Here is a 22,232-nt window from a genome sequence, read left to right as displayed (position 1 = left end):
ACAGGGATTCATGTTGAATGTGTTAGGAGGGCTAATCGCTTATTGTTTCAAAGAGAACAAACCGTCACTGAATATCTCCCGCTCAGAAATGGACATATTAGTGACGGCTTAACCAGAACTCAGGTTAAATATGTCTCAGTTAATGACTAACTGGATATGTATTGCCACGGAAGGCGATACGGTTGATGGCCGAGTGATGGAACCGCAATGGATTTTAGATGCGGCCGAACTCTATAACCCAGCGTTGTACACCGCTCGCATTTGGCCGGAACATGAACGTGGGTTCGGGGCAATGGGTGAAGTGTTAGCCGTTAAAGCCGGGCGAGATGACGACGGGGTTTTACGCTTATATGCGCAACTGCGACCCAATCATCATTTGTTACAGGCCAATCGAGAGGGACAATTACTGTTTACCTCTGTTGAACTTACACCTGATGGTGATTTTCGCGGAACCGGCAAAACCTATCTGGAAGGACTGGCCGTGACTGACTCACCCGCCAGTGTGGGCACAACGCGTCTGCAATTTAAAAAAAGGAACCAACATCGTCGATTCGGTGCGTATAAGCCACTGGTTATTGATGAGGTTAAACACATTAAGGATAACGACATGGCAAGGTCCAAAAAAGGATGGAAAAGCTTTTTTAACATTGAAGAATCAGAAGAAACTAAGTCAGAACCATCAAGCGATGATGCGTTGCAGGCGTTGGCCCAGGCTGTAGCCGATTTGGAAGCGCGAATTACCGCGCTTGAGGGTAAGCAGGAGTCCACCGAGCAAGCAGTCGCTGACGTTCAGGAAGATGTCGAGACAATGAAAGCGGTTGTCGATACCAAAGAATTTGCGCGTTTACGTGACAGTTTGCCCGATATTCTAAAAAAGTTTAACAAATTGGACGGTATTGCTACCCGCTTACCCTCGCGTAACCCAAAAGGCGACAAAAACGAGCCTTTTAAATTTCTGTAATTCCATGATGGAAAAAGGCAAAGGGAAGAGCTATGCAACTGAATCATCGGGCACGGTCATTTTTACAGAAATATACGGCGGGATTAGCCCAAGCCTATGGAGTAGAAGATACATCGCGTTACTTTGCGCTGACTGACCCGAAGGAAACCGCCTTGCGCAGCGCGTTGTTGGAATTGGATGCGATGGCGTCAGACCTGATTAACGCCTGTATTCCGCAACAATTCAGGCATGATCCGCGCTTAGTGGTACTGGTCGGTGCTGACTTAGTGGCAGCGGAACAATATCGACTGTATCAGGCGGCAGATAAACCGACTGAAAAAATTGCGGCGCAAATGTTGGGGAGTTCCATCGCTGGCTGTCTGGCGATGATACCGCCATTTATGCCGGGTAAACGTATGTCAGTCACCCTACTGTCTAACCTACAAATTCTGACACAGCGTAATACTCGCCAGCGTAAGGCGGCGTTTGAGGATGACCGCAAGCAGTTCGAAAATAAATACTTACGCAATGAAGGCTATGCATTGGAAGAGCCGGAATTGTACGCGGCCTATGATGAAGATGCCGTAATTATCGGTACTGTGGCTGAACCTGCTGAAAAACTGGATACAGAATAATGCTGTCACCTGCTCAACGACACAGGGCTGCGGTTGAACTTCGCCAGAAGCTGGCGCGGCAACAAGCGTTACCATTGCAGAGGGGGCGAGTATGCACTTGCAAGCCCGCGCCATTGAGCAGGATATTAAGCGGTTACGCCAGTTGGCGTTAACGGCGGAGCGGGTAGAGATGAAAAAGCGGGAACTGTTGCCTAATTATCTGCCCACGGCGGAACGCTACATAGCCGAGGGGGAAATTTACCGAAACCCGATTTTTGCCTACTGTGTGATTTGGTTATTTGATATTGGGGATTTTGCCAAAGGATTGGATTGGGCGGATATCGCCATTGAGCAAGGGCAGCTCACCCCCGACAATTTTCGCAGTAGCTTTCCGGCCTTTGTGGCCGACACTGTTTTACTCTGGGCACAGGTGGAAGCCGACGCCGGGAATAGTGTTGAACCCTATTTTTCAAGGACATTCAACAATGTGACTGAAAAATGGCAAGTACACGAGAAAATCAAGGCGAAATACTACAAATTTGCTGCCTTAAACCGGCTAAAAGGGGATAACGCCGACATTAAGGCGAGTTCGGTTGATAGGTTGGATGTGCTGGAGCAGGCGGATATCTGGTTATCAAAAGCGCATCAGTGCAATCCAAAATCAGGGGTAAAAACTTATCGGCAACGGATTGCCGCCCGTCTACGGGCATTGACAACCCAATCGCTATACCAAGATAAACAATGACTACCGCAAGCCGGAGCGGGCGCGGTGGAGGCATGGCAAGGATTGCTCATGGCCGTGGAAACCGGACTGCCCGCTTTTTTATGGATGGGAGAGGCGAGATGTTTAGTGGCAACACCCTCGATTATCGGGATGAACCGTTGACCAATGACGGTTTTTGGCCGGATTTGAACTTACGGGAATTTCAGGTTAATCGCAATATTCCGGCTGACTTAGATAATGACCTGTTAGCCCAGGCATTGCTGGCAAGTGCCGCTGAAATCAATCTTGACTTACAGCGTCTGAAAGTCCGATTGCAGGCAAAAGGCTATCAGAAAGCCGCAGATGTGCCAGGCATGGCTATCAATGGCGTTAATGCGTTAGTCGGTCAGTATAAAAAGGCTGTTTATGCCAGGGCAAAAGCGGATCTGTTGGGGGAATACACGGCTATTGTCAGTCGTGCCCCTCATCCGTCACAAGAAAGTCCTGAACTGCGTCCCCGTTTATTAGCGGAAGCGGCTTTTGTTATCCGCAATATGAAGGGATACGGGCGTACAACGGTACGCATGATATGAGCAAATTACATCATTTAACGGCATTTTTGCGGGAAAACCTGCCAGAACGTCTCTGTAAGATAGAATTTACCAGTGAAATGGATGAAATTCGTTTTATTCCTGCGCAACGGGATTTAGGTCTGGGACAATACCAGATGTTTATCCAGCAGTATGAGGCGGTGATTGCCTGGGGGCGTTTTCCATATAGGGAGTTTGATCCGCGATATGTCCCATTGTTAATAGAGGTGTGGTTGACTGAGCAGAGCAATGATTTAGGGGATTCCAATCTGGAGCATGAACGGCCAGCGATGACCGTTGAAGTGGATGAGGAAACTGCCGTCGTTGTGGTGTCGTTGTCACTGTCAGAGCCTGTTGTCATGCGTGAAGATAAAAACGGCATCGTCCCCTTTGATGGCAAGCGATGGATGCTGACTGATACCGAAATCTGGTTTGCTGAAAGTGGTGTCGTGCATAGCGCGGATGAGTCAGGCGTACCCGTTGGACAAATCCAATAATGATGAATGGGCAGTTAAACCGAAATCAGCTTAAAGCACTGCAAAAAACACTGAGTGGCCTTGAGCTACCCCCGAAAAAGCGCCAACGCCTGTTATGGCGGATGGCGAAATACGGGGTGATTCAGGCGGCAAAACGCAATGTGCGTAACCAGCAATCACCGGATGGTGGGAGATGGGCTGTCAGAAAAAGTCCGTGGCGCAAGAAGATGTTAAGGAATATGCCGAGGTTGCTGTATATCCGGGAAATGCCGGAAATGGACGCTGTATGCATTTACCTGCAAGGTGGGCATTATCGGAACGGAAAACAGCAGGTACCTGCGGGTGTTGTGGGGTATGCACAGCAAAATGGGATGCGTGTTCAGATCAGTCGGCGGCAGGTGCAAAAGCGCGTTGGCCGTGAGCGCATGGCAACCATTAAGCAGGCGAAAAAACTGCGGGATTTGGGTTATCAGGTCAAAAAAGGAAAAAGACTGCGTAAGCCAACAATCAAAGAAATTACTGAGAATATGCTATTTATTTATGCGGGAGACAAGATCCGTAAATTGAGTGGTAAAACAGCTAAAAGTGCATGGACGATTGATATTCCTGCCCGTGAATTCTTGGGATTGAATGATGAAGAATTCTTTAAGGTTCTGAAGCGGCAACTACAGGCTATCAATTATGGTTGGGATGTTAAAGCGCAAGACATGAGGTAAGGGATTAAATCATGTGGCCACATGTTCAGGTTAACCAGGTTAATCAACTGCAAAGCGAAATAGAGGAAATTGAGCGGGTACTGCTTTTCGTTGGGATGGGAAAAACCAACACAGGTAAAACTATTGTGGTTAATACCCAGACCGATTTTGATTCCGTGTTGAGAACGGCTGAAACCGCCCTGAAACGCCATGTATTGGCGGCAATGGCAAATGCGGGGCAAAACTGGTCTGGGTATATCCATGTATTGCCGGAATCGACGGATGAATTGGCGTTTGTTGAGGCGGTGACGTCGGCGCAACGTATAGCCAGTATTGAGGGCTATGTACTGACGGTCGGCGCAACCAAAGCTATGATTAAGGCAGCGCAAACCTTGCGAGCCAACACGATGGCTAAATTTGGCCGCTGGCAGTGGGCTATTCTGGCGGTTGATGGCACACAGGCAAAAGAGACTTGGGCGGATTATGTCACCCGTCTGGCAGAGCTACAAAAGGGTGAAGCTGTGGCATCGGTGCAACTGGTGCCGTGTCTGTGGGGCAATGAGGCGGGGGTATTGGCCGGGCGTTTATGTAACCGCGCCGTCACCGTGGCGGACAGTCCCGCACGGGTACAAACCGGGGCGTTGATGGATTTGGGTTCAACCGATTTTCCAAAAGATGGCACAGGTCAGCCGATTGATCTGGCAACCTTGCAGGCACTGGAAAAACTGCGTTTCAGTGTGCCGATGTGGTATCCCGATTATGACGGCATGTATTGGTCAGATGGCCGCACATTGGACGTAGAAGGCGGAGACTACCAGAGTATCGAAAACTTGCGGGTTGTCGATAAAGTAGCACATCGGGTGCGCTTGCAGGCTATCGCTAAAATTGCCGACCGTAGCTTAAACAGCACGCCGGGCAGTGTCGCAACGCATCAGGCATACTTCGCCCGTACCTTGCGTGAAATGTCGGGCAGTACTGAAATTAACGGCGTGACTTTTCCGGGGGAAGTGAAATCCCCAAAAGATGAAGACGTGGTGATGACATGGCGTAATAAAAACACGGTGGAAATTTATATCACTGTTCGCATTTACGAATGTCCGAAAGGGATCTCGGTGAGTCTGTTGCTGGGTAGCAGTCTGGAGAAAACCGCATGAGCAAACGTATTTCAGGCCAGTCGGTTGATTTTAATATGGACGGGGATCTGGTTCATGCGGAAAAGGTCAATCTGTCCATTACGGACAACACCGCCGCCGTCCAAACACAGGGCGTACCGGATGGCTATATTTCCGGTGATGTGGCGGCAGAGGGGGAGATTGAACTCAGACCAAATATCTGGAGATTGTGACCGCTAAAGCGCGCACGGTGGGTTCATGGCGGGGTATTCAGCCCGTCGATTTGATGTGGTATGCCAAGGCTGGTAACGAAGAAATCAAAGTTGAGGCTTACGGCTGCAAACTGATTGTGAGCGATATTCTGGACGTTGATCCGAAAGGCGGCAGTGTCATGATGCATAAAGTGAAATTTGTGGTGACCAGTCCCGATTTTGTGCGCATTAATGGCATTCCCTATCTGGAAGCAGAACTGACACAAGGCCTGATAGGGTAAAGAGGTGTGTTCATGGAAGAACATGAGAAAACCTTTGTGACGCTGGTGCTATTGGGGGCACTGATTGCATTAGGAAAGATGCTAACAGGTGATGAACCGATCACCCTGCGGCTTTTCATTGGCCGGATTATCTTAGGGTCGGCTGTGTCAGTGATGGCGGGAGTATTGCTGATTTGGTGGCCGGGTATCAGCCTGATAGCGGTCACAGGGATAGGCAGCGCATTAGGGATTGCCGGCTATCAGTTAATTGAAGTTTGGCTACGCAAGCGCGGCAGCGCTTTGTTAACAGGGAAGTTGAAAAAATGACACTGAGTGAAAAACAGCAATTATTTGCGGTACTGGTCGCACAATTGATCTTATGGGTGGACGAACGCGGTTATCGCCTTACTTTAGGCGAGGCTTATCGTACACCAGAACAGGCGAAGTTAAACGCTCAGATAGGGAAAGGCATTGCCTAGCCTGCATATTCAACGGCTGGCGATAGATCTGAATTTATTTATCGGGGGCGAGTACCAGACAAACAGTCATGCTTATTTACCGTTAGGAGAATATTGGGAATCGCTTGGCGGCACGTGGGGCGGGCGATTTTCTCGACCGGACGGCAATCATTTCTCACTGGCGCATAATGGGGTGAAATGATGTTCAATGCCTGGATGCTGTATTTGACTTTCCTGGCATTGGCATTCTGTACAGGCTGGCGAGTAAACCATTATTACCGTGACAGTCTGGAGTTGAATATCACACGGGCAGCGGATGTCGCGGGGGAAAAAATCAGGCAGGAACTGCAACACATTTCCAGTGTATCCGCCCGACAATTGGAAAATAAGTTAGAAGGGATATCCCATGCCGCCCCACGAGAGATTCATACTGAAATGGTTCGGCCTGTTTTTACTCATGTGTGCGTTAGTCCTGAGTTTGTCAGGATGTACAACGATACAGCCGAAAGTATTGAACGTTCATTATCAGGAAAACTTACTGACAAAATGTCAGAACAGATTACCGAAACTGACGGGAACAACCGGAAATAATCTGGCAAATGTTATAATGGATTATTCCAAATTATATGGTAATTGCGCCGCACGGCATAATCAATTAGTGGATGAAATTAATAAAAGAAAGGAATTAACCTATGAGCAAAGAAAATAAAGTCATTACTTTAATTGTCGGTGAAAATGAAATTACATTCGAGCCGAATATTGTTGCTTATAATAGCATGATTAACGATATGGCAATGGATAATAAGGTCGTACCCATTTACCTATTTGCGCCGTATTGTTCAGCCTGCGTCTAAATCAATTTTAGATGAATGGTTAAAAATACCCGGTGCTGCGATGCAAATCGTTGAAAAGGTCAATGCCGAATATGCGCCAAAACTGGAAATTGAAATAAAAAACTAAATACGCGGGTTAAATCCATTGATAACAGCCTGTTTGAACAAGCGTTAATATTGCGCCGTCATTATTTACCGAATGAGAACGATAATACGGACAATTTAGCCCGTGCAATTTGGTTGGATAATCGTTATTGGGAAAATATGCGGATCGCAACCGCGAATGGTATTGCATTAGCATTAAAGGGTGAACCATGAGGCAATTAGATTTTACATTAAGCCTAATTGATAAACTGACACAACCGCTTGCCAGTGCGAAAGCGGCTGTATCAGGGTTTGCCAAAGTATCACAAACGGCGTTTGAAAAAATTGCAGTCGGCGGCGCAGGGTTAGCGGGGACATTCTGGTCAATTAAGGGGAGTCTTGATCCGGCTATTCAATGGGATGATGCGATGACAGAGGCATCACTTCAGGGGGTTGATAGTGGCGTGATGGCGAAAGTGGCGGCGGATGCCATGAAATTCAGTTCATTGTATGGCAAGTCATCGATTGAATTTGTGCAATCAACTGTGGAAATCAGTAAGAAGATTAGCGAACTGTCACAAAATGACTTACCGCAGCTGACCCATATCGCCAATATCACCGCCGCCGCCCTGAAATCCAGTGCGGCAGATACGACTAAATATATGGGGCAGATGTTTTCGAATTTTTCCAGTCATGCTAAAGCCGTGGGGAATATTCAGTTTGCTGAGGAACTGGCGGGAAAAGCCATCATCATGTCGAAAATATTTGGCGCCAGTATGGAGGAAATCGCGGATTTGATGGAGGGGGTCCGCGCAGCCGGAACGCATTTCGGTGTAGGCATTGATGAACAATTGGCGGTATTGGGGGAATTGCACCGTTCATTGGGTACAGAGTCCAGTAGTGTTTATGAATCGTTTTTGACCGATGCCGTTGAGGGCGCGAAGAAACTCAGTATCAGCTTTGTTAATGCGTCCGGTCATATGTTAACCCTGCCGGAAATGCTGGAAAAGTTACAGGCCAAATATGGCAGGAACATTGAGGGCAACCTCAAGGCACAAAAGGAAATTGAGGAGGCGTTTGGCGATTCTGCCATTGTCGTAAAACAATTGTATGGCAATGTGGATAGACTGAGTAAGACTATTTCGGCATTAGGGGCCAATGATGGCCTGAAACGTGCTCGCGAAATGGCCGAGCGGATGGCGAACCCGTGGGAACGGTTACACGCTATTTGGCAGAATATCCGTATCGCCGTAGGTTTAACATTGCTCCCGGTGATCTCTTCACTGGTCAATAGGCTTGCCAATGCCAGTCAATTACTGGGGCGCTGGCTGAAATTGTTTCCGAATATCGCCCGTTGGGTCGGTTATATCACCATCGGTATTCTGAGTTTTGCCGCTGCGGGGGCTGCCGCCAATGTCGTGATGGGCGTGTCTGCATTTATTTGGATTGGCCTTAAGGGGATTTGGGCAGCCTGTACTTTGAGCTTGAAATTGGGCGCGGCGGCAGTATGGCTCTATAACGCTGCCATTACCGTATGGAACGTTACGCTAAGAGTTTTGCGGGGTGTTCTGTTGGCAGTCAGGATTGCGGCAATGTCGGCGGGTGTCTCTTTCACCTTTATGAGCTGGCCGATATTGCTGATTATTGCCGTTATCGCTTTGCTCGCTTACGGCATTTATAAGCTGATCCAGCATTGGGACGAAATTAAAGCCACCATGATGAACACCACGGCATTTAAGATTGTGGCGGCTTATGTGAAATGGGTCGGCGGGATATTTAGTGCGGTCTGGGATGGGATCGCGGAGGGTTGGAATAATCTGTGTAACGGGTTTAGCCGTTTTTCACTGGCAGATACCTTTTCGGGCATTGTGGATAGCATTGGCAATATTTTTGGCGGCTTATGGGATTGGCTGATGGAGTCGTTTAGCGATACCTATAATTGGATTGTCGATAAATTAAATGGTATTCCCGGTATCAATATTGAAACCAAGGCCATTGAAAAAACCGTTGCTGAACCAATGGGAAAAGCGGCGATTCCTGAGAGGGGTATTGATGGGAATAGCCAGAAAATCATTTTTCAGCCCAGTGAGGTATTACGGGGACAATCTCAAATGGTTCAGCCTGGTAAGGTTGTTAAACTGTCTGAAACGCAGAGTGTATTAACGGGCGGGAAAAAGCAGGGCATTAATAAAAATGGTCTGCTCAAAGAAGTGACAACCCACTCACAGACTATCAATGATAACAGCCGCCGCATTGAAAATGTGACGTTGAATATTTCCAACGGCATGACACCTGAGCAATTAACGGAATGGGAGCACGTGGCATATGGATGAGCCGAAATACATTGATTTGTTCATTAACGAGCGCAATTTCACACTCAATTCAGGGAATGAGCCACGTTTCTGTCATAACCGTGTTTCCATCGGTCAGGATTGTGTGCACGCCATTATTGAAAGTGGTCTGGCAACGAAACTTATTGCCGAACGCAGTCCAACACTACGGGCAGACATTCGCACACAGATAGAAATTCTGGTCGAAGACGACGAGCGAATTATTCCAGGGACGATCATCATTAATGAAGAATCACCGACTAAATTATGGATATTCGTCGAAACTTACGAGTTTGGCCGTATCAACGTGAGTGTGGGCAATGGAAACTAAACCGACGATTGATTACGAAAAGGTGTTACATGATGGCGGGATGCCGACCACCGAGGCCGAAATCAGTGCCGCCTTTGCTAAAGTTGTGGATGAGGCAGGGCTTGTCACTAACACGTCGAAAATGTCTCCGTTTTGGCGGCTGATTAACACCCTAGTGACGCGCCCTGTGTTATGGCTGAAAGCGGCGTTAATCAATGTCACCTTAAAAAATATGTATTTGGCGACCGCATCCGGCACATGGCTGGATATGTTTGCGTGGGGCGTCAACCTGAAACGTAAACCCGCATCCGCTGCGCAGGGTGTGCTCCGCTTCTATAAAACCGCAGGGGCATCGGCGGTCACCGTGCCGGTGGGAACGGTTATCCAGACCGAGCGCATTAATGGCGAAATCTATCGCGTCAGCACCACGGAAAGCGTGGTGATTGCGGAAGGGGTCACCAGTGCCTTACTGCCTGTAACCGCAGAGACCTCAGGGGGCGCATTCAACCTTGCGCCCGGCTATTTTCGTCTCTTGCCCGTGTCCGTATCCGGTATTGAAAGAGTACAAAATGAGGAAGGTTGGTTATTGACACCCGGCGCAGATGCGGAATCTGACGATGATTTGCGTGATCGTTGCCGGAATCAATATAACCTTGTGGGTAACTATCACACGGACGCAGTTTACCGCGGCATGATTGCCAGTGTTGTAGGCTTAAGTATCGACCGCATTTTTTTCCTGCATGATGCGCCTCGTGGCGCCGGAACGGCAAACGCCTATTTATTACTGGATTCGGGCGTTATCAGCCAGCCCTTTATTGACGTAGTGAACGATTACATCACCCATCAGGGACATCATGGGCATGGTGATGATATGCAGTGCTTACCGCTGCCGGAAACATATCACACGCTGACGGTGACGCTATTGTCGAGAACGTGGCGAACTACCGCCAGGAACAAATCGCCGCGTTGAAAACGGATGTTGAAAACCTGATCTGCTGCGCCTTTCGGGAAAATAGGGAATATCATGTGAAAAAAACCTGGCCGTATGCCCGATTTTCCTTTTCCAACCTGGGACAAGAAATACACCGTGAATTTGCTGAGATTGAATCACTGACCTTTTCATTGGGTGACATTTTGAGTGATTTAAGTGTGCCCAGGCTGCAATCATTGATAATTGAGGTGAAGAATGTCTGAATTTAGGGAACGACTCAAGCGGTTGGCCTTGCCGTCATGGATGGATAAGGGAGAACCCGCCAAACTACTTTGGGCCGCGCGTGAGTTCTGGTTAATGATTTACCGCTGGCTGACATGGCCGTTAGCCCAATTGGACGCGGAAACTTGTTCGGCGGAATTACTGCCGATGTTGGCCTATCAGCGGGACATCCAGCGTTTTAACGGTGAACCGCTGACATTATTTCGTAAGCGTGTGAAATACGCGTTTATTAACGCCAGAGAGGCGGGCAGTGTCGCGGGATTTATCGCCATCTTTGAACGTTTAGGGGTCGGCCATGTTGAAGTACTGGAACGTCAGCCAGGCATAGATTGGGATGTGATTATTTTGCGGATCAGTGACGGCCAAATAGCCGAGTATCCTGATTTGCTGATGAACATTATTCGTCAGTACGGCCTTACCTGCCGCCGCTACCGTTTTGAAGTGATGACGAATAACAAACTGTTTATGCGTGTGGGCAGTTTAGGTGTGGAATATTGCTGTTATTACGCGGCCATGTCCTCGCCGTCCTTGCTATTAAAAGTGGGTTACATGTCGGGGGAGTCCGTTTTTGATAGCGCCAGTTTAACGGAGATTACCGCACCCAATATTACCTACGGTGCATCATTATAAGGAAATAATATGGCATCAGTGATTACAGTAGACTTTGAGAAATGGAAAGCGCAGCAGGCCGCGGCGGGAAAGCCAGTGGTTTTGGATGAGTTTGTTTTTGCTTATGTGCTGGATTTAGATCCCACTCTTGCCATTAATCGCGATGAGAAATTACTCGTAGAAAGTCATATTGTGCATCGCCAGGCTGTGAACAAAACAGGGTTAGCGAGCGAAAACGCTGTAGCCTACAGTGTCACATTGGGAACGGAAGCCGGTCATTTTGATTTTAACTGGATTGGCCTGATAAATAAGGCTTCTGGCATTATTGGCATGATTACCCATGCCCCAACTCAGAAAAAAATTAAGACCGCGAACGGATTACAGGGAAATGTACTCACCCGTTCTTTCTTGCTGGAGTTTGACGGGGTAGCTAAAGAGACCGCTATCACGACCACGGCGGAAACCTGGCAGATTGATTTTACCGCCCGTTTATCCGGCATCGATGAAATGCAGCGCCTGATTAATGCTGACAGTTACGGTGAGGCGGCTTTTTTTGGTGATGGGTTTTCCGTGGTTCGCAGTGGTGACCGGTACACGGTCAAAAAAGGGCTGGCTTATGTCGGCGGATTGCGGGGGGAATTGGCGTTTGATCAAACGCTTAACCGCCTGCGCGATACCCGCGTTTATGCGGATTTTAGCTATCAAGGCAATTTGGTGAGCCAGTGGAAAACTATCGTTCATATCGTCGCAGCCAATGATCTTAAAAACTACGTCGATGCGGCAGGGTATCCGCATTATGTCTTTGCGGTTGCGGGTGTTGATGGCAACGGTGATGTAATGGATTTGCGCATTAAAGGGTCATTGAATGCCCGTGATATTTCCGCTATTTATCAAGAGATTGATAACGTGAAACGGGAATATGTGACTCAGCAGGCATGGAAAGCGGTCTGCATGGGAAACAGTCGAAAGGGGACTATGCCACGAATGCCGCATTAACTGTTGTCAGCGAAAACGCCAATAGTCGCCTGGCTAAAAACCAGCACGGCGCAGATATTCTCAATAAGAATGAATTTGTCAAAAACATAGGCTTAGTGGAAACCGTCGAACGGGCAAGGAATGCTGTACCCAATGACAGGAAAATTAACGGGAAATTGCTATTGTCTGATATCAATTTGATGGCGGGTGATGTTGGCGCCTATCACCAGACTACCTATATGACTGCGCTACCGGACAGGCATTATTCGGGGCCGTTTTCTTGTGGTCGGGAAAATGGATGGGCCAAAGGGGTGAGTATTGGAGTAGGGGGTGACACGGGGCAAATTTGGATTGATGCCGATGCACAGTTGCACACCCGATTTCTCAACGCTAACGGTACCGTAGAGCAAAAGATGACGATGGGTATTCCTATTGGCGCCACTATCGAATGGCATTCGGCTGCGCCGATACCCGCCGGATATGAACCCAATGAGGGACGCTCATTCCGTGCGGCAGATGGCCAAAATTTTTCCCGATCTGAAATTACCCGATGACAGAGGCTTATTTAAGCGTGGTCTGGATAGAGGACGCGGTTTAGATTCCGGTCGTTCGTTAGGGAGTGTTCAGGGGGACGCGATCAGAAATATCACGGGATCATTAGGTAATCCCACTATTGAGAGCGGGAGCAACGCGTCTGGTGCATTCAGCTACCGGTATAAGGCAGGCGGTCGCGCAGCCGGTGCCGGTGGTGGGGTGATTTCATGGACATTTGACGCGTCGAGAGTGGTCCCGACAGCAAATGAAAACCGACCTGTCAACAAATCAGTGATTTATATTACGAGGGTAAAGTAATGGCTAAATACAGTGCAGATATTCAAATGGCCCGGTTTGATGATGATGGGTTAGCCATTGTTAGCGGATGGGTGGCGGTTTATCGTTGTCATCCTGAAACACGAGAATATATTGGGGCCGATATGGATCTGGTGCCACGAGGTTTTTCTGTTGCCGCTAATGCGTATTTGGATGCGCCCGCATTACCTGACACTCATGATATTGCGATTTGTCGTAGTGTAGATGAAAAATCCTGGCGACATGTGCCTGACTATCGGGGTAAAACGGCGTATGCAACCGATACAGGCCGGCCGATCAATATTACCGCCATCGGCGTGTTGCCAGATAATCTCACCCTGCAATCACCCCAAACTCCCTTTGATAAGTGGGAGAATAAGCAATGGGTAACAGATAAATCAGCCCTAAAAGCTCATCAAATTGAACAGGCTGAGCAGCAAAAAATCTCGCTACAGCAGCAGGCCGATGCGGCAATTAAGCCTTTACAGGATGCCATTGATCTGGATATCGCCACTGATACCGAAAAATCAGTACTCGTAGAATGGAAAAAATATCGTGTGCGGGTGAACCGGGTAGATCTTTCAACTGCCCCCGGTATCAACTGGCCTGAGCAACCCGCGTGATGAACTGGCAACGGAAAATGATGCGCATCTCCCCGAATATGACGGGGATGCATTGCTCGATGCTATCCGTCCATCCGTTCGTATACGGCATCGGACATAAAACGGACAGTGGTCGCTATCTGAGTCCGGCAAACGCCATCAATTATCTGGCAAATAAAATCAGGGGCGCTGGAAACATAAGCGCCGTTGTACTCATGATCTGCGCGAAAACGCATAATGAATTTATCCAGCATTTAACCCAATTTTCAGCGGTGTTGCCGTTGCCGGTATTTTCTCAGGTCACCCGTATGGCAAAGACAGCGGAATGTCTGGCGATCACCAAAATGCAATTGCCTGGGAGATCGGGGGGCGGTTTGCCTCTGCCTCAACCGTTTTCAACATCGACCAGCCGCCTGGCCGTGAATGCGCAATTGGTTGCGCAGGCGAAGGCACAGGCCAGTGTGAGCAATAGTATTGCGGGATTGAAATCGCAATTAACACACTTCACCACGGCAAGACAGAACGCCTTACAACAAGTCACTGCCGCCCTGAATGGCGTCAGAGACAAATCGGCGGGTGTCTGGGTATTCTCAGAGAAAGGGAATGGTGCATTTCTGGCCGAAAAATTGCGTCAGGATATCCCTGAACAGGACGCCGTTTACACGCTGGCGACACTATTTACCGGGGACGATATTAGCGCATTAGAAAGGATGCTACACAATGAGCCAAATTATCACACTCGCCCTTGATGGCGAGGCCATACCATTAAAAAGTCTGACTGTAACCCCATCGGTGGTATTTCAGGACACAGACCAAAGCGGCCAGTCATCCAGTACCGCCGTGGCAGAGCAAGGCATTAAGCCTAAAGAGTTGCGCATTACGGGGATCATCCCCTTTCCCGAACAAAAAACGCTGTCACGCTTATTTGCCTTGGCAGAAGCGAAAGACGGCGGCAGCCTAAAACGCTACCGTGTCGCCAACCTTACCGCGCAGGCCATCAATTTTCGTATCGGGACATTCACCCATACTATTGATGCCAGCAAAATCGACGGTAAACAGGCCTGGCAGGTCACATTTACTTTACGTGAACACTTCTCTGTTGCTGAAAAACGGGACGCCCGCACTGCCGATAATATTCAGGCCAAAAAGCAAACAGGGCAGGGCGCAGCCGCAGCCGCAGCAAAAGAAGCGCCGGAAAAATTAAGCTGGTTTGAAAGAAAAGTATTGAAATCGATTAATGACAAAATAGGCCCCGCCAAATAATGACACCGATTAACCGGCTCTACCTTTCCGGTGATGAAATTCACCTGGTTGACGCCAATATTATGCTGGAACTGGCATCCTGTGGTCGTGGCTTTATCACGGCGGAGACGACAACGGATTACACTGGAAAACTGGTGCGGCTGGATGTCGGTTACACTGATTTAGTGTTGCGCTGGTTTACGGGTTATGTGGCACGCTCACAGCCAGCCCAAAACGATTATCAGCGTCTTTTTGTGCGAGAGCTGGTTAGTGTGTTTGATCGATTATGGCCGTGTTCATTTCAGCATCCAACACTGAGCCAGATTGCGGACTGGTTGCAGGAGTACAGCGGACTGACCTTCATATTGCCGGATGCCCCTTATACAGAGACACCTATCCCGCATTTTACCCATCATGGTACCGGCTATCAGTTGCTGGCTAATCTTGGGCAGGTTTTTTCGATTGAGGATTATCTCTGGCATCAGTTGCCGGATGGCTCGGTTTATGTCGGCAGCGGGGCGCATTCGATGTTTGCGGGGAAACCCGTCGACATTCCGAATGCATTTAGCCGGCGCCAGTCCGCAGGCAATGCGATGACCATTCCCATGATCCCATCGTTGCGCCCAGGCGTGGTGATCAACCAGCACCAGTTGAACAAGGTCAATCTGAACAATGAAAACATGGTCATTACATGGGAAGCCGTCAACAAACTGACCGGTCAGTCGCAGACCGGAACGCCCATGCAGCGCCAGATTGATGCCGCCTACCCCGAATTATCGGCAGGGTTGCACTTACCCAAATTTGCCCGCATTGAGGCACACACTGAAAGCACGGTTAGCGGTGATATTTCCGACCCATTCCGACCGCGCTATGCCGTTGATGTTCAATTGTTAGATAATGATGGTCAGGATGCCGCTGTCCCGCTGCCTTTACCGATGGCGGGCAGTGAATCCGGTATGTTCCAATATCCGCCAGTCGGAACGGTGGTTGAAATCGCTTTTGAGGCAGGTAGGCCGGATAAGCCCTTTATCCGGCAGACATTAAGCCAGGGCAATACCTTGCCCGATATCAAGCCAGGCGAACAATTGCAGCAGCAGCGGGCGGAAGTCTCGCAGAGAGTGACGCAGGAGGGGAGTTGGATTCGTCAGACTGACCAGACCATTAATGAATCGTCTATGCACCGTGAAGTCAGGGCAGACACGGAAACACGTACCGCAGTTGCACGGGAAACCACGATACAGGCCACGGATAAAGCTACCGTTTTGGGTACAGCTACGCTATTGGCGGGGACAATCCAGCAAATTGCTGACGGCGATTATTGCATAGCAACGTCATCGAATTTTGTCGCCAGTGTGGGGAAAGGGGCCAATATTGAAATCGGACAAAAGCTGATAGAGAAAATTGGCCTGCTTAAGCAGAGCATCGCCGGAGCCAGGCAAGAAATCGTCGCACCAGTGGTTTGGGTGGGCAGCCAGCAAATCAACGTTATAACTTTGATGTTAGAGACGTTGGATGTGGTTAAAGAACTGGCGGAACTGACTGCCGCGCATACGCACCACAACACAGGCACGCCGGAAAACTCCAGCGCAATAAGGAATACGGCCTATAAATCGGATGGGCTGAAACAGAAGTATTCACCTGTGATTGGGTGAATATCGTCCATTTGTGTGAGGTCCTTTACGCTGTACCCTAGGTTGATATTTTATGCTATAGGTATTAGACTGGTTACGTCAGTTAAGGAATATCGCGCTAGGACTGAGGCTACTAATCTCGGTAATAGCACAAAAGATACCCCCGCCCTGTATGTGTAAAAACAAAAAAGCCAACCTCACCAGTTGGTTTTTTTGTTTTTACCAACTCATCATTTTAATTGATTGAATCATCTGAAAATAAACCTATAATCAACGGCTGTTAGTTTGGGGTAGCGTTCTGGCCTGTGTATCTCTGACGCAAGTTTTCGTAAGTCCTGGCTGAGTACAGGTGGTGCTGATTCAGTGCCTCGGTCAGAGCGCGATATTCCTTAACTGACTTGATGGAAGCTAGCCGGACAGGCAGCGTAAAGGCAATGGCTGGTTAAGTCGTGCTCCTAACTGGAGCAAACGGGTGAAAGCATTTATTGACACTGCTATCATCGTTCTCAAAGCGTTAATCGCGCTTTTAGAGCTGATCCGTGCATTTCTGAAATAGATAACGGAAACGTAGCTAAGGCCATCGGGGTAACCTCCTGGTGGCCTTTAACATTTACCGCTTTTGATCAAGCTACTGTGTTTTATAATCTTTACCTCTCACAAAACGCAACCAGATGCACATAGCGTCATTCACTCATCAACCTATTAAGCCACTCTTGTTTAAGTGGCCTAATATACTGATCTAGCAGCTTAAATTTGGCAATCCCGACTGGACTTGAACCCTTGCTCAAGCGATTATTGCTCCAGTAGTATGGGAGGGTAGTCAACAGATTAGTGTAATGGAGTTAATGAGTTAATCGATTGATATGGTTAAATAATTTTCAGTTTACCGCGAGTCATACACATAATAACACTGGGACGCCTTTTTAAATGTGGTATCAATCAGCGCTACTGGTTCGTGTTCTGATGGTCTGAAACACAATTATCTCGCCCGCAACATGCGGGCTTTTTTTACACCTTCATAGAGCTTGAATACAATTCTGATATTAAAGAACCTGATTACCATCGAATCTCAGCTAGCTTGAGTAAATACTCAGGTATAGGTGCTGCCCGGATACATGAATAAATAAGCTGTTCGAATGTTTTTTTAAGGTTAAAGCGCCAATTGAACCTGAAACAGAATTCGGCAAGATAACGAGGTAAATACTTTTTGCTAATCGAATGATATGTTCCGCGTATCGAATTTTTTACATTACTCATCATTGTGTTAACCCACTGAAAATAAGGAAGCTTAACACTCTGCGCTCCACCGCCGGTGACGAGGGGCAAATGGAAAGTCCCGGCTTGCTCAATCCCTCGAAAGCAAGCTAATCCATCTGAAATAACAAGGGATTTTGGTTTAAGATGCATTTTAGCCCAACGGGTAAGTTCCCCCGGTCTTAAACCCTTTCACAACGCTGAAACGCATGAACATAGGGTGGCCCTTTTCATTCATTGAAACCGCCGCAACGAAAGGGCATTTCCCTTTTGCCCCTCGCCCTCGGGGGCCATGCTGAGCCCCTCCCCAGTATGCGTCGTCAAGCTGAATAAACCCGCCGAGAGGCTTTTCGTCATCCCGTTCTTTCATCGCTTTCATTAGCTTGTGTTTCATACGCCATGCAGCGTTGTAGGAAATGCCCAGTTGACGTGACAATTCAAGTGCAGAAATCCCATTTTTCTCCTGAGTCATGAGATAAATCGCCAAAAACCACACAGTTAAAGGTAATTTTGACGCAGAAAACACTGTGCCGGCCGTCAAAGATGTCTGATGATGGCATTGATTGCACTGATAAAGGAGACGAGATTTTAACTGGCAATACTTATCATGCCCACAATGAGGGCAGTGATACCCCGTAGGCCAGCGCATATCGAACACCTGTTTCTGGCATTGCTCTTCATGACCCTATAATGAAATAAACTCATGAATAGAAATGCCTTTTTGGAATTGAATCTGATTTTTAGCCATTTTCATTTACCTCCACACAGACTTATTTTAAGTATACGCCTATGGGAGCTGAATTTAAGTGATAATCAGGAATTTTTAAAAGAGTTTTAACCAGCCCTGGATTATTAATAACATAAACATCTTTTTCCTCATTATACGCGACAAGAGTACGATAAATTTCTTGATTTATATCACACTCCAATGTAATAAGACCCGATAAGGGTTATAAAAATTCTTTAGCTACTTTTTCAAGGAACACCTCATATAAAGAAGTTGCCAGAACTGATATACCTGTCATCTTTCAAGTTGCCTCTTTGTTGGCTGTACTCGCTCACCCCGGTCACATAGTTTGCTATGCTCCCGGGGATTCACTCCCTTGCCGTCGCGATGCATCTTGAAATCCATAGGGTATATATGCATATCATTGATCTAATGAAACCTGTTTTTTATAGTATCCCCTCTGAATACACAAAAATAATAGTGGATTTAAATTAGGACTGGATAGCATATAGACTATTATCATTAGTTCTGTTATTCAAATAATTTCGAAAATTTTACTTAATGGGATCCCCATTCTTGTCAAAATATCGACTGGGCCAAATTTCTGAAGGATGCACTCCTAGTCTGTCCGCAATAATCCTCTCCCCTTTAGGCCACCGGCGTATTAATGCATTAGATAGTGTCGATGGGCTCAGTCCCGATTCCCTTGATAATGCGGCAAGTGTTGTGCCGCGTTTACGCAATGCAGCAATAATATCTGCCGGATGCCAGTCATTTTGAGTCGTTATCATCTCTGTTTACTTCCCCTAATTGATTTATGGTGGCTATTCAAATAGGATACATGAATCAGTGTTCATTTCCGGCAAGCAAAACCAAAACCTCTCCCGCCAGAGCCGCCATGAAAAGGCTAATAACAGACATATCGGCAAAAAATTTCTTACCAATGTCCATGAACACAGGACCATGATTCCTGGTTATTTATCAGATTACTATTACTAAAAAACGTCCTTGTCATTCATGCCCATTACTGTTGCAAGTAATGTTTTGCGTTATTACCCTGCCAAAATAATTTTCATTTTGATCCCAAAAAGTTTTTCACTTTATTATGAGATAAGCTGGGATTACTGGTAAACTTTAAGGACAAGACTAAAGCTGAGCATTTTTGTTCAAAGTGAACAATGTCTTTATGCCCTGAAGTACATGAACGTCCAATCCCAAAAATATCGGCTAATTCCGATGGTTTCATCAATGGATCTCGCCTGAGCTGTTTTAAAATTTCTTTCTGATTATCTGACATATCAAATCATTAAAACCCTTATCTCATATGGATGTTTTTATTTCATTGATGATCAACAGTAAAGATGATTTTTTATTTCTATTTTAATTAGAATCAAGAATCGTAAATTTCACTAAAGGAATTTCATATTAAAAATGCGTTCAGCTTGTTTCCACGCTTTATTTCTTATTAATTTAGGTTCAAAGATCAAACTTAATTCGCGGGCAATAATCTGAACAACAGCCAAATAATCTTTAATGTTAGTCTGATCAATGCACGGAGTCGTCATACCAAACATCGTCAACTCTAAAGCGGGTTTATGAATATTAGCCAATGGCGTAAAATAATTGACAGAGCCCGCCATCATATTTGCAGCATTAGACAATACTGAATGAGAAATACGGTTTAGTCCGTTGAGATAGGTTACCGTATAAAGCATGGCAATATTGCTGTCCCTAACGTAGGGGGAGACATTCCCTGACGCCATAGTGGATATCATGATTTTAGGCAAACCGATCGGCAGGCTTTGCATAGCCGGAGTAATCAGCGCCGTTCCGCCTGAGCCACCGATACCAATCACCCCTGCGATATCGTCGATTGAACTGTTCAGGAAATTCGTGAGGGCGACAGACATCGCTGTTATCGCGTTATTCCGCACGCCACAAAAAACGGGATCAGCGCCAGCGGGATGATACTCAGCTACCTGAAGTGAATGAGTATCGACCTTTTTATTCTGATGATTTTTCCCAGGAATTGATGTAGACACATCAATGATGATTGAATCCACTCCTGCGAGGTGTAAACAACATTTCAGCCAGACCAGCTCGCCCAGTTTTGTGTCTGCTGTGCCAACGACAACCACAAATCGCGTCATAGTGTTCACCCCATGTGGCATACCTAGTTCAAAGACAAATGTAAACCTATTGTAATATTTTACAACATGCAAGTTACTTTTTATCATTAGTGATATTTTTTATTATTAATGCTATACGGTTAAAATTTTAAGGGGTTTAAATGATTCTGTTTGATGAAAAAAATCTGTCACCAGTCCGGCGTCGTACCCTGGAACGTATCACTCATTCAGCTTTGAAGTTATATCGTGAAAAAAAATTTCCGTCTCCTGAAGAGATTGCTAATGAAGCTGAATATGCGAAGGTCACGTTGCGCAGCTACTTTTCAACCCACAGTGATTTTGTAGAGTATGTTGTAAAACAAGTCATTGGATCATTCGTTATCCCCCCTATGGGCAATGATGCAGAGGAAAATATTGAGAAATTATTAAGATGGGGTTATGAAGAAATAGAAGCCAATGAGGCACTGATGAGGGATGCTTTACGCATTTCTCAGTTACGCTGGCAGGAATCTTTATCCGGTGAAGATAACCACAAACGACCTGTTTTGAAGAAAAAAAGTAACCGTAAAGAGACACTTTCTACGGCGTTAGCGCCGCTAAAAGGTCAGCTCAAAGATGACACAATACATAAGATTGTTATGTTGATTTCAGTTTTATATGGTACAGAGGCTATGACTATTCTGAAAGATACTTTTGGCTTAGAAAATGATGAAATCATCAACTTAACGAGTTGGGCCGCAAAGTTGATTGTTCGGCAGGCCATTAATGAGGAGTTAAAATAATCAGAAGACCGTTTTTTAACATAAGGGTAAAAAAACCGGGCATGAGGCCCTAATGCCAGTCAGTTAAGCCGACTGGCCTCTCTTTTTACCGGGTATTTTTGCGGTTTACGCCTCACTACTCTCGGATATTTTCTGTCAGGAAGCTTTGCTGGTAATTCAAACATGCTTAATGTTTCCAATAAGTAAGCATAGCGCTTAGGTAAATTACCTGCACTAGTCAGTGGTGTTGTGAGCAGGTAGCTCATCACATGCCGTGTGCAATGGAGAAGCTGAGTCTATTTGGCAAGATTTCAGTTTTCTTCACCGCTTTAATCATTGCAATACGGACAAGGTTATAGGCGAGTAATACGCCCCAAAGTTCCTGTTTCACCATCTCAGGTTTTTTACTTCTTAGTAGATGATTTGACTGAAGAAGTGTCCGCTTGATTTCCCTATAACTCAATTCTATTTCCCAACGCTGCTGATAGACTTCGAATAGGGGCTGTTTACCTTTCGGGTACATAATTTATTCAGTCCACATAGGCAGCCAGATGATGATAAAACCCAGAGCTAGCATACTGGCGTAATTACGTTCCAACTTATCGTATCTTGTTGCTATTGCA

Annotated in this window: 25 protein-coding genes and 9 pseudogenes; 27 read left to right on the top strand and 7 right to left on the bottom strand. The window is 46.8% G+C overall.

All coding sequences use genetic code 11. The features are described from left to right. The 26 genes and pseudogenes from AACQ83_RS21685 to dinQ form a co-directional block, all read left to right on the top strand. A pseudogene (locus tag AACQ83_RS21685) lies at window positions 1-112 on the top strand (IS982 family transposase); the annotation flags it as partial. Window positions 113-130: 18 nt separating this feature from the next. Beyond that, window positions 131-961: a GPO family capsid scaffolding protein gene (locus tag AACQ83_RS21680; RefSeq protein ID WP_112879626.1), complete on the top strand. Its 831-nt coding sequence runs from the start codon at window positions 131-133 to the stop codon at window positions 959-961. A gap of 170 nt (window positions 962-1,131) precedes the next feature. Then, window positions 1,132-1,575: pseudogene (locus AACQ83_RS21675) on the top strand (P2 family phage major capsid protein); the annotation flags it as partial. After that, window positions 1,575-2,299, top strand: a pseudogene (gene gpM / locus AACQ83_RS21670) (phage terminase small subunit). The pseudogenes AACQ83_RS21675 and gpM, both read left to right, overlap by 1 nt. A 98-nt stretch (window positions 2,300-2,397) precedes the next feature. Next, window positions 2,398-2,850 carry a head completion/stabilization protein gene (locus tag AACQ83_RS21665; protein WP_146747930.1) on the top strand — a complete coding sequence of 151 codons (453 nt, stop codon included), beginning with the start codon at window positions 2,398-2,400 and terminating at the stop codon, window positions 2,848-2,850. Continuing rightward, on the top strand, window positions 2,847-3,344 hold the full coding sequence (locus AACQ83_RS21660) for a phage tail protein (protein ID WP_112879623.1): 498 nt from the start codon (window positions 2,847-2,849) through the stop codon (window positions 3,342-3,344). The genes AACQ83_RS21665 and AACQ83_RS21660 overlap by 4 nt, the downstream gene beginning before the upstream one ends. Continuing rightward, entirely contained in the window at window positions 3,341-4,039 is a 699-nt protein-coding gene (locus tag AACQ83_RS21655) for a hypothetical protein (RefSeq protein WP_146747929.1), read from the top strand. Before AACQ83_RS21660 ends, AACQ83_RS21655 begins: the two co-directional genes overlap by 4 nt. Before the next feature lie 8 nt (window positions 4,040-4,047). Further along, window positions 4,048-5,172 (top strand): DUF2586 domain-containing protein, encoded by a 1,125-nt coding sequence (locus AACQ83_RS21650; RefSeq protein WP_192881066.1) that lies wholly within the window; start codon window positions 4,048-4,050, stop codon window positions 5,170-5,172. Then, window positions 5,169-5,623: pseudogene (locus tag AACQ83_RS21645) on the top strand (phage protein). Before AACQ83_RS21650 ends, AACQ83_RS21645 begins: the two are co-directional and overlap by 4 nt. 12 nt (window positions 5,624-5,635) lie before the next feature. Further along, window positions 5,636-5,929, top strand: a complete 294-nt coding sequence (locus AACQ83_RS21640; protein ID WP_112879620.1) for a phage holin family protein — start codon at window positions 5,636-5,638, stop codon at window positions 5,927-5,929. Further along, window positions 5,926-6,262: pseudogene (locus AACQ83_RS21635) on the top strand (M15 family metallopeptidase). The gene AACQ83_RS21640 and the pseudogene AACQ83_RS21635 overlap by 4 nt, the downstream one beginning before the upstream one ends. Continuing rightward, complete coding sequence (locus AACQ83_RS21630) at window positions 6,262-6,651, top strand: hypothetical protein (protein WP_387440088.1); 390 nt, start codon at window positions 6,262-6,264, stop codon at window positions 6,649-6,651. The pseudogene AACQ83_RS21635 and the gene AACQ83_RS21630 overlap by 1 nt, the downstream one beginning before the upstream one ends. Window positions 6,652-6,752: 101 nt before the next feature. Further along, window positions 6,753-7,020: pseudogene (locus tag AACQ83_RS21625) on the top strand (putative phage tail assembly chaperone). A 50-nt stretch (window positions 7,021-7,070) separates the two neighbouring features. After that, the gene (locus tag AACQ83_RS21620; RefSeq protein WP_158537808.1) at window positions 7,071-7,211 is read left to right on the top strand and encodes a DUF6890 family protein; all 141 of its coding nucleotides are present in this window, start codon (window positions 7,071-7,073) and stop codon (window positions 7,209-7,211) included. After that, the gene (locus AACQ83_RS21615; protein ID WP_112879617.1) at window positions 7,208-9,310 is read left to right on the top strand and encodes a phage tail tape measure protein; all 2,103 of its coding nucleotides are present in this window, start codon (window positions 7,208-7,210) and stop codon (window positions 9,308-9,310) included. Before AACQ83_RS21620 ends, AACQ83_RS21615 begins: the two co-directional genes overlap by 4 nt. After that, a complete protein-coding gene (locus AACQ83_RS21610) occupies window positions 9,303-9,638 on the top strand; it encodes a DUF2590 family protein (RefSeq protein ID WP_112879616.1) in 336 nt (111 codons plus the stop codon). The genes AACQ83_RS21615 and AACQ83_RS21610 overlap by 8 nt, the downstream gene beginning before the upstream one ends. Next, window positions 9,628-10,811: pseudogene (locus AACQ83_RS21605) on the top strand (baseplate J/gp47 family protein). Before AACQ83_RS21610 ends, AACQ83_RS21605 begins: the two are co-directional and overlap by 11 nt. Continuing rightward, window positions 10,804-11,460: a phage tail protein gene (locus AACQ83_RS21600; RefSeq protein ID WP_112879615.1), complete on the top strand. Its 657-nt coding sequence runs from the start codon at window positions 10,804-10,806 to the stop codon at window positions 11,458-11,460. Before AACQ83_RS21605 ends, AACQ83_RS21600 begins: the two are co-directional and overlap by 8 nt. 9 nt (window positions 11,461-11,469) lie before the next feature. Next, window positions 11,470-12,435 carry a phage tail-collar fiber domain-containing protein gene (locus AACQ83_RS21595; RefSeq protein WP_339366777.1) on the top strand — a complete coding sequence of 322 codons (966 nt, stop codon included), beginning with the start codon at window positions 11,470-11,472 and terminating at the stop codon, window positions 12,433-12,435. Further along, window positions 12,375-12,968 (top strand): hypothetical protein, encoded by a 594-nt coding sequence (locus tag AACQ83_RS21590; protein ID WP_339366776.1) that lies wholly within the window; start codon window positions 12,375-12,377, stop codon window positions 12,966-12,968. Before AACQ83_RS21595 ends, AACQ83_RS21590 begins: the two co-directional genes overlap by 61 nt. Then, window positions 12,931-13,266 (top strand): phage tail protein, encoded by a 336-nt coding sequence (locus tag AACQ83_RS21585; RefSeq protein WP_339366775.1) that lies wholly within the window; start codon window positions 12,931-12,933, stop codon window positions 13,264-13,266. Before AACQ83_RS21590 ends, AACQ83_RS21585 begins: the two co-directional genes overlap by 38 nt. Next, complete coding sequence (locus AACQ83_RS21580) at window positions 13,266-13,886, top strand: tail fiber assembly protein (RefSeq protein ID WP_112879614.1); 621 nt, start codon at window positions 13,266-13,268, stop codon at window positions 13,884-13,886. The genes AACQ83_RS21585 and AACQ83_RS21580 overlap by 1 nt, the downstream gene beginning before the upstream one ends. Before the next feature lie 17 nt (window positions 13,887-13,903). Then, a complete protein-coding gene (locus tag AACQ83_RS21575) occupies window positions 13,904-14,614 on the top strand; it encodes a hypothetical protein (RefSeq protein ID WP_339367398.1) in 711 nt (236 codons plus the stop codon). Further along, on the top strand, window positions 14,586-15,128 hold the full coding sequence (locus tag AACQ83_RS21570) for a baseplate complex protein (protein ID WP_112879613.1): 543 nt from the start codon (window positions 14,586-14,588) through the stop codon (window positions 15,126-15,128). The genes AACQ83_RS21575 and AACQ83_RS21570 overlap by 29 nt, the downstream gene beginning before the upstream one ends. Then, on the top strand, window positions 15,128-16,759 hold the full coding sequence (locus AACQ83_RS21565) for a phage baseplate assembly protein V (RefSeq protein WP_112879612.1): 1,632 nt from the start codon (window positions 15,128-15,130) through the stop codon (window positions 16,757-16,759). The genes AACQ83_RS21570 and AACQ83_RS21565 overlap by 1 nt, the downstream gene beginning before the upstream one ends. A 463-nt stretch (window positions 16,760-17,222) precedes the next feature. Beyond that, on the top strand, window positions 17,223-17,294 hold the full coding sequence (gene dinQ, locus AACQ83_RS24765; RefSeq protein ID WP_369293964.1) for a damage-inducible type I toxin DinQ: 72 nt from the start codon (window positions 17,223-17,225) through the stop codon (window positions 17,292-17,294). A 500-nt stretch (window positions 17,295-17,794) separates the two neighbouring features. Here the strand turns inward: dinQ and AACQ83_RS21560 are convergent. From AACQ83_RS21560 to AACQ83_RS21545, 4 genes and pseudogenes are all read right to left on the bottom strand, one after another. Next, window positions 17,795-18,740 (bottom strand): annotated as a pseudogene (locus tag AACQ83_RS21560) (IS1595 family transposase). A gap of 533 nt (window positions 18,741-19,273) precedes the next feature. Beyond that, window positions 19,274-19,510: a helix-turn-helix domain-containing protein gene (locus AACQ83_RS21555; RefSeq protein WP_112879840.1), complete on the bottom strand. Its 237-nt coding sequence runs from the start codon at window positions 19,508-19,510 to the stop codon at window positions 19,274-19,276. Between the two features lie 281 nt (window positions 19,511-19,791). Then, window positions 19,792-20,016 carry a hypothetical protein gene (locus AACQ83_RS21550; protein WP_112879841.1) on the bottom strand — a complete coding sequence of 75 codons (225 nt, stop codon included), beginning with the start codon at window positions 20,014-20,016 and terminating at the stop codon, window positions 19,792-19,794. A gap of 112 nt (window positions 20,017-20,128) precedes the next feature. Next, window positions 20,129-20,869, bottom strand: a complete 741-nt coding sequence (locus tag AACQ83_RS21545; protein ID WP_240000888.1) for a Tm-1-like ATP-binding domain-containing protein — start codon at window positions 20,867-20,869, stop codon at window positions 20,129-20,131. 140 nt (window positions 20,870-21,009) lie between these two features. Between AACQ83_RS21545 and AACQ83_RS21540 the strand changes: the two genes are divergently transcribed. Next, a complete protein-coding gene (locus tag AACQ83_RS21540; RefSeq protein ID WP_112879842.1) occupies window positions 21,010-21,630 on the top strand; it encodes a TetR/AcrR family transcriptional regulator in 621 nt (206 codons plus the stop codon). Window positions 21,631-21,689: 59 nt separating this feature from the next. On the opposite strand, the gene AACQ83_RS21535 is transcribed toward AACQ83_RS21540, so the two are convergent. From AACQ83_RS21535 to AACQ83_RS21525, 3 genes and pseudogenes are all read right to left on the bottom strand, one after another. Further along, window positions 21,690-21,875 carry a hypothetical protein gene (locus AACQ83_RS21535; RefSeq protein ID WP_146747946.1) on the bottom strand — a complete coding sequence of 62 codons (186 nt, stop codon included), beginning with the start codon at window positions 21,873-21,875 and terminating at the stop codon, window positions 21,690-21,692. Next, window positions 21,875-22,132 (bottom strand): transposase, encoded by a 258-nt coding sequence (locus tag AACQ83_RS21530; protein WP_112879843.1) that lies wholly within the window; start codon window positions 22,130-22,132, stop codon window positions 21,875-21,877. Before AACQ83_RS21530 ends, AACQ83_RS21535 begins: the two co-directional genes overlap by 1 nt. Window positions 22,133-22,135: 3 nt before the next feature. Further along, window positions 22,136-22,232, bottom strand: a pseudogene (locus AACQ83_RS21525) (IS5/IS1182 family transposase); the annotation flags it as partial.

This window comes from Photorhabdus sp. S10-54 (assembly GCF_963878145.1).
GTDB lineage: Bacteria > Pseudomonadota > Gammaproteobacteria > Enterobacterales > Enterobacteriaceae > Photorhabdus > Photorhabdus kayaii.
Note: the sequence above shows the minus strand (reverse complement) of the source record. Positions and strands in the feature narration are given on the sequence as shown.

Bases quoted from the DNA above. Each gene is read 5' to 3' on its own strand.
- AACQ83_RS21680 (WP_112879626.1), top strand. From the start codon at position 131: ATGTCTCAGTTAATGACTAACTGGATATGTATTGCCACGGAAGGCGAT.
- AACQ83_RS21665 (WP_146747930.1), top strand. From the start codon at position 2,398: ATGTTTAGTGGCAACACCCTCGATTATCGGGATGAACCGTTGACCAAT.
- AACQ83_RS21660 (WP_112879623.1), top strand. From the start codon at position 2,847: ATGAGCAAATTACATCATTTAACGGCATTTTTGCGGGAAAACCTGCCA.
- AACQ83_RS21640 (WP_112879620.1), top strand. From the start codon at position 5,636: ATGGAAGAACATGAGAAAACCTTTGTGACGCTGGTGCTATTGGGGGCA.
- AACQ83_RS21630 (WP_387440088.1), top strand. From the start codon at position 6,262: ATGTTCAATGCCTGGATGCTGTATTTGACTTTCCTGGCATTGGCATTC.
- AACQ83_RS21615 (WP_112879617.1), top strand. From the start codon at position 7,208: ATGAGGCAATTAGATTTTACATTAAGCCTAATTGATAAACTGACACAA.
- AACQ83_RS21610 (WP_112879616.1), top strand. From the start codon at position 9,303: ATGGATGAGCCGAAATACATTGATTTGTTCATTAACGAGCGCAATTTC.
- AACQ83_RS21600 (WP_112879615.1), top strand. From the start codon at position 10,804: ATGTCTGAATTTAGGGAACGACTCAAGCGGTTGGCCTTGCCGTCATGG.
- AACQ83_RS21595 (WP_339366777.1), top strand. From the start codon at position 11,470: ATGGCATCAGTGATTACAGTAGACTTTGAGAAATGGAAAGCGCAGCAG.
- AACQ83_RS21590 (WP_339366776.1), top strand. From the start codon at position 12,375: ATGGAAAGCGGTCTGCATGGGAAACAGTCGAAAGGGGACTATGCCACG.
- AACQ83_RS21585 (WP_339366775.1), top strand. From the start codon at position 12,931: ATGGCCAAAATTTTTCCCGATCTGAAATTACCCGATGACAGAGGCTTA.
- AACQ83_RS21580 (WP_112879614.1), top strand. From the start codon at position 13,266: ATGGCTAAATACAGTGCAGATATTCAAATGGCCCGGTTTGATGATGAT.
- AACQ83_RS21575 (WP_339367398.1), top strand. From the start codon at position 13,904: ATGATGCGCATCTCCCCGAATATGACGGGGATGCATTGCTCGATGCTA.
- AACQ83_RS21570 (WP_112879613.1), top strand. From the start codon at position 14,586: ATGAGCCAAATTATCACACTCGCCCTTGATGGCGAGGCCATACCATTA.
- AACQ83_RS21565 (WP_112879612.1), top strand. From the start codon at position 15,128: ATGACACCGATTAACCGGCTCTACCTTTCCGGTGATGAAATTCACCTG.
- AACQ83_RS21555 (WP_112879840.1), bottom strand. From the start codon at position 19,510: ATGATAACGACTCAAAATGACTGGCATCCGGCAGATATTATTGCTGCA.
- AACQ83_RS21550 (WP_112879841.1), bottom strand. From the start codon at position 20,016: ATGTCAGATAATCAGAAAGAAATTTTAAAACAGCTCAGGCGAGATCCA.
- AACQ83_RS21545 (WP_240000888.1), bottom strand. From the start codon at position 20,869: ATGACGCGATTTGTGGTTGTCGTTGGCACAGCAGACACAAAACTGGGC.
- AACQ83_RS21540 (WP_112879842.1), top strand. From the start codon at position 21,010: ATGATTCTGTTTGATGAAAAAAATCTGTCACCAGTCCGGCGTCGTACC.
- AACQ83_RS21535 (WP_146747946.1), bottom strand. From the start codon at position 21,875: ATGAGCTACCTGCTCACAACACCACTGACTAGTGCAGGTAATTTACCT.
- AACQ83_RS21530 (WP_112879843.1), bottom strand. From the start codon at position 22,132: ATGTACCCGAAAGGTAAACAGCCCCTATTCGAAGTCTATCAGCAGCGT.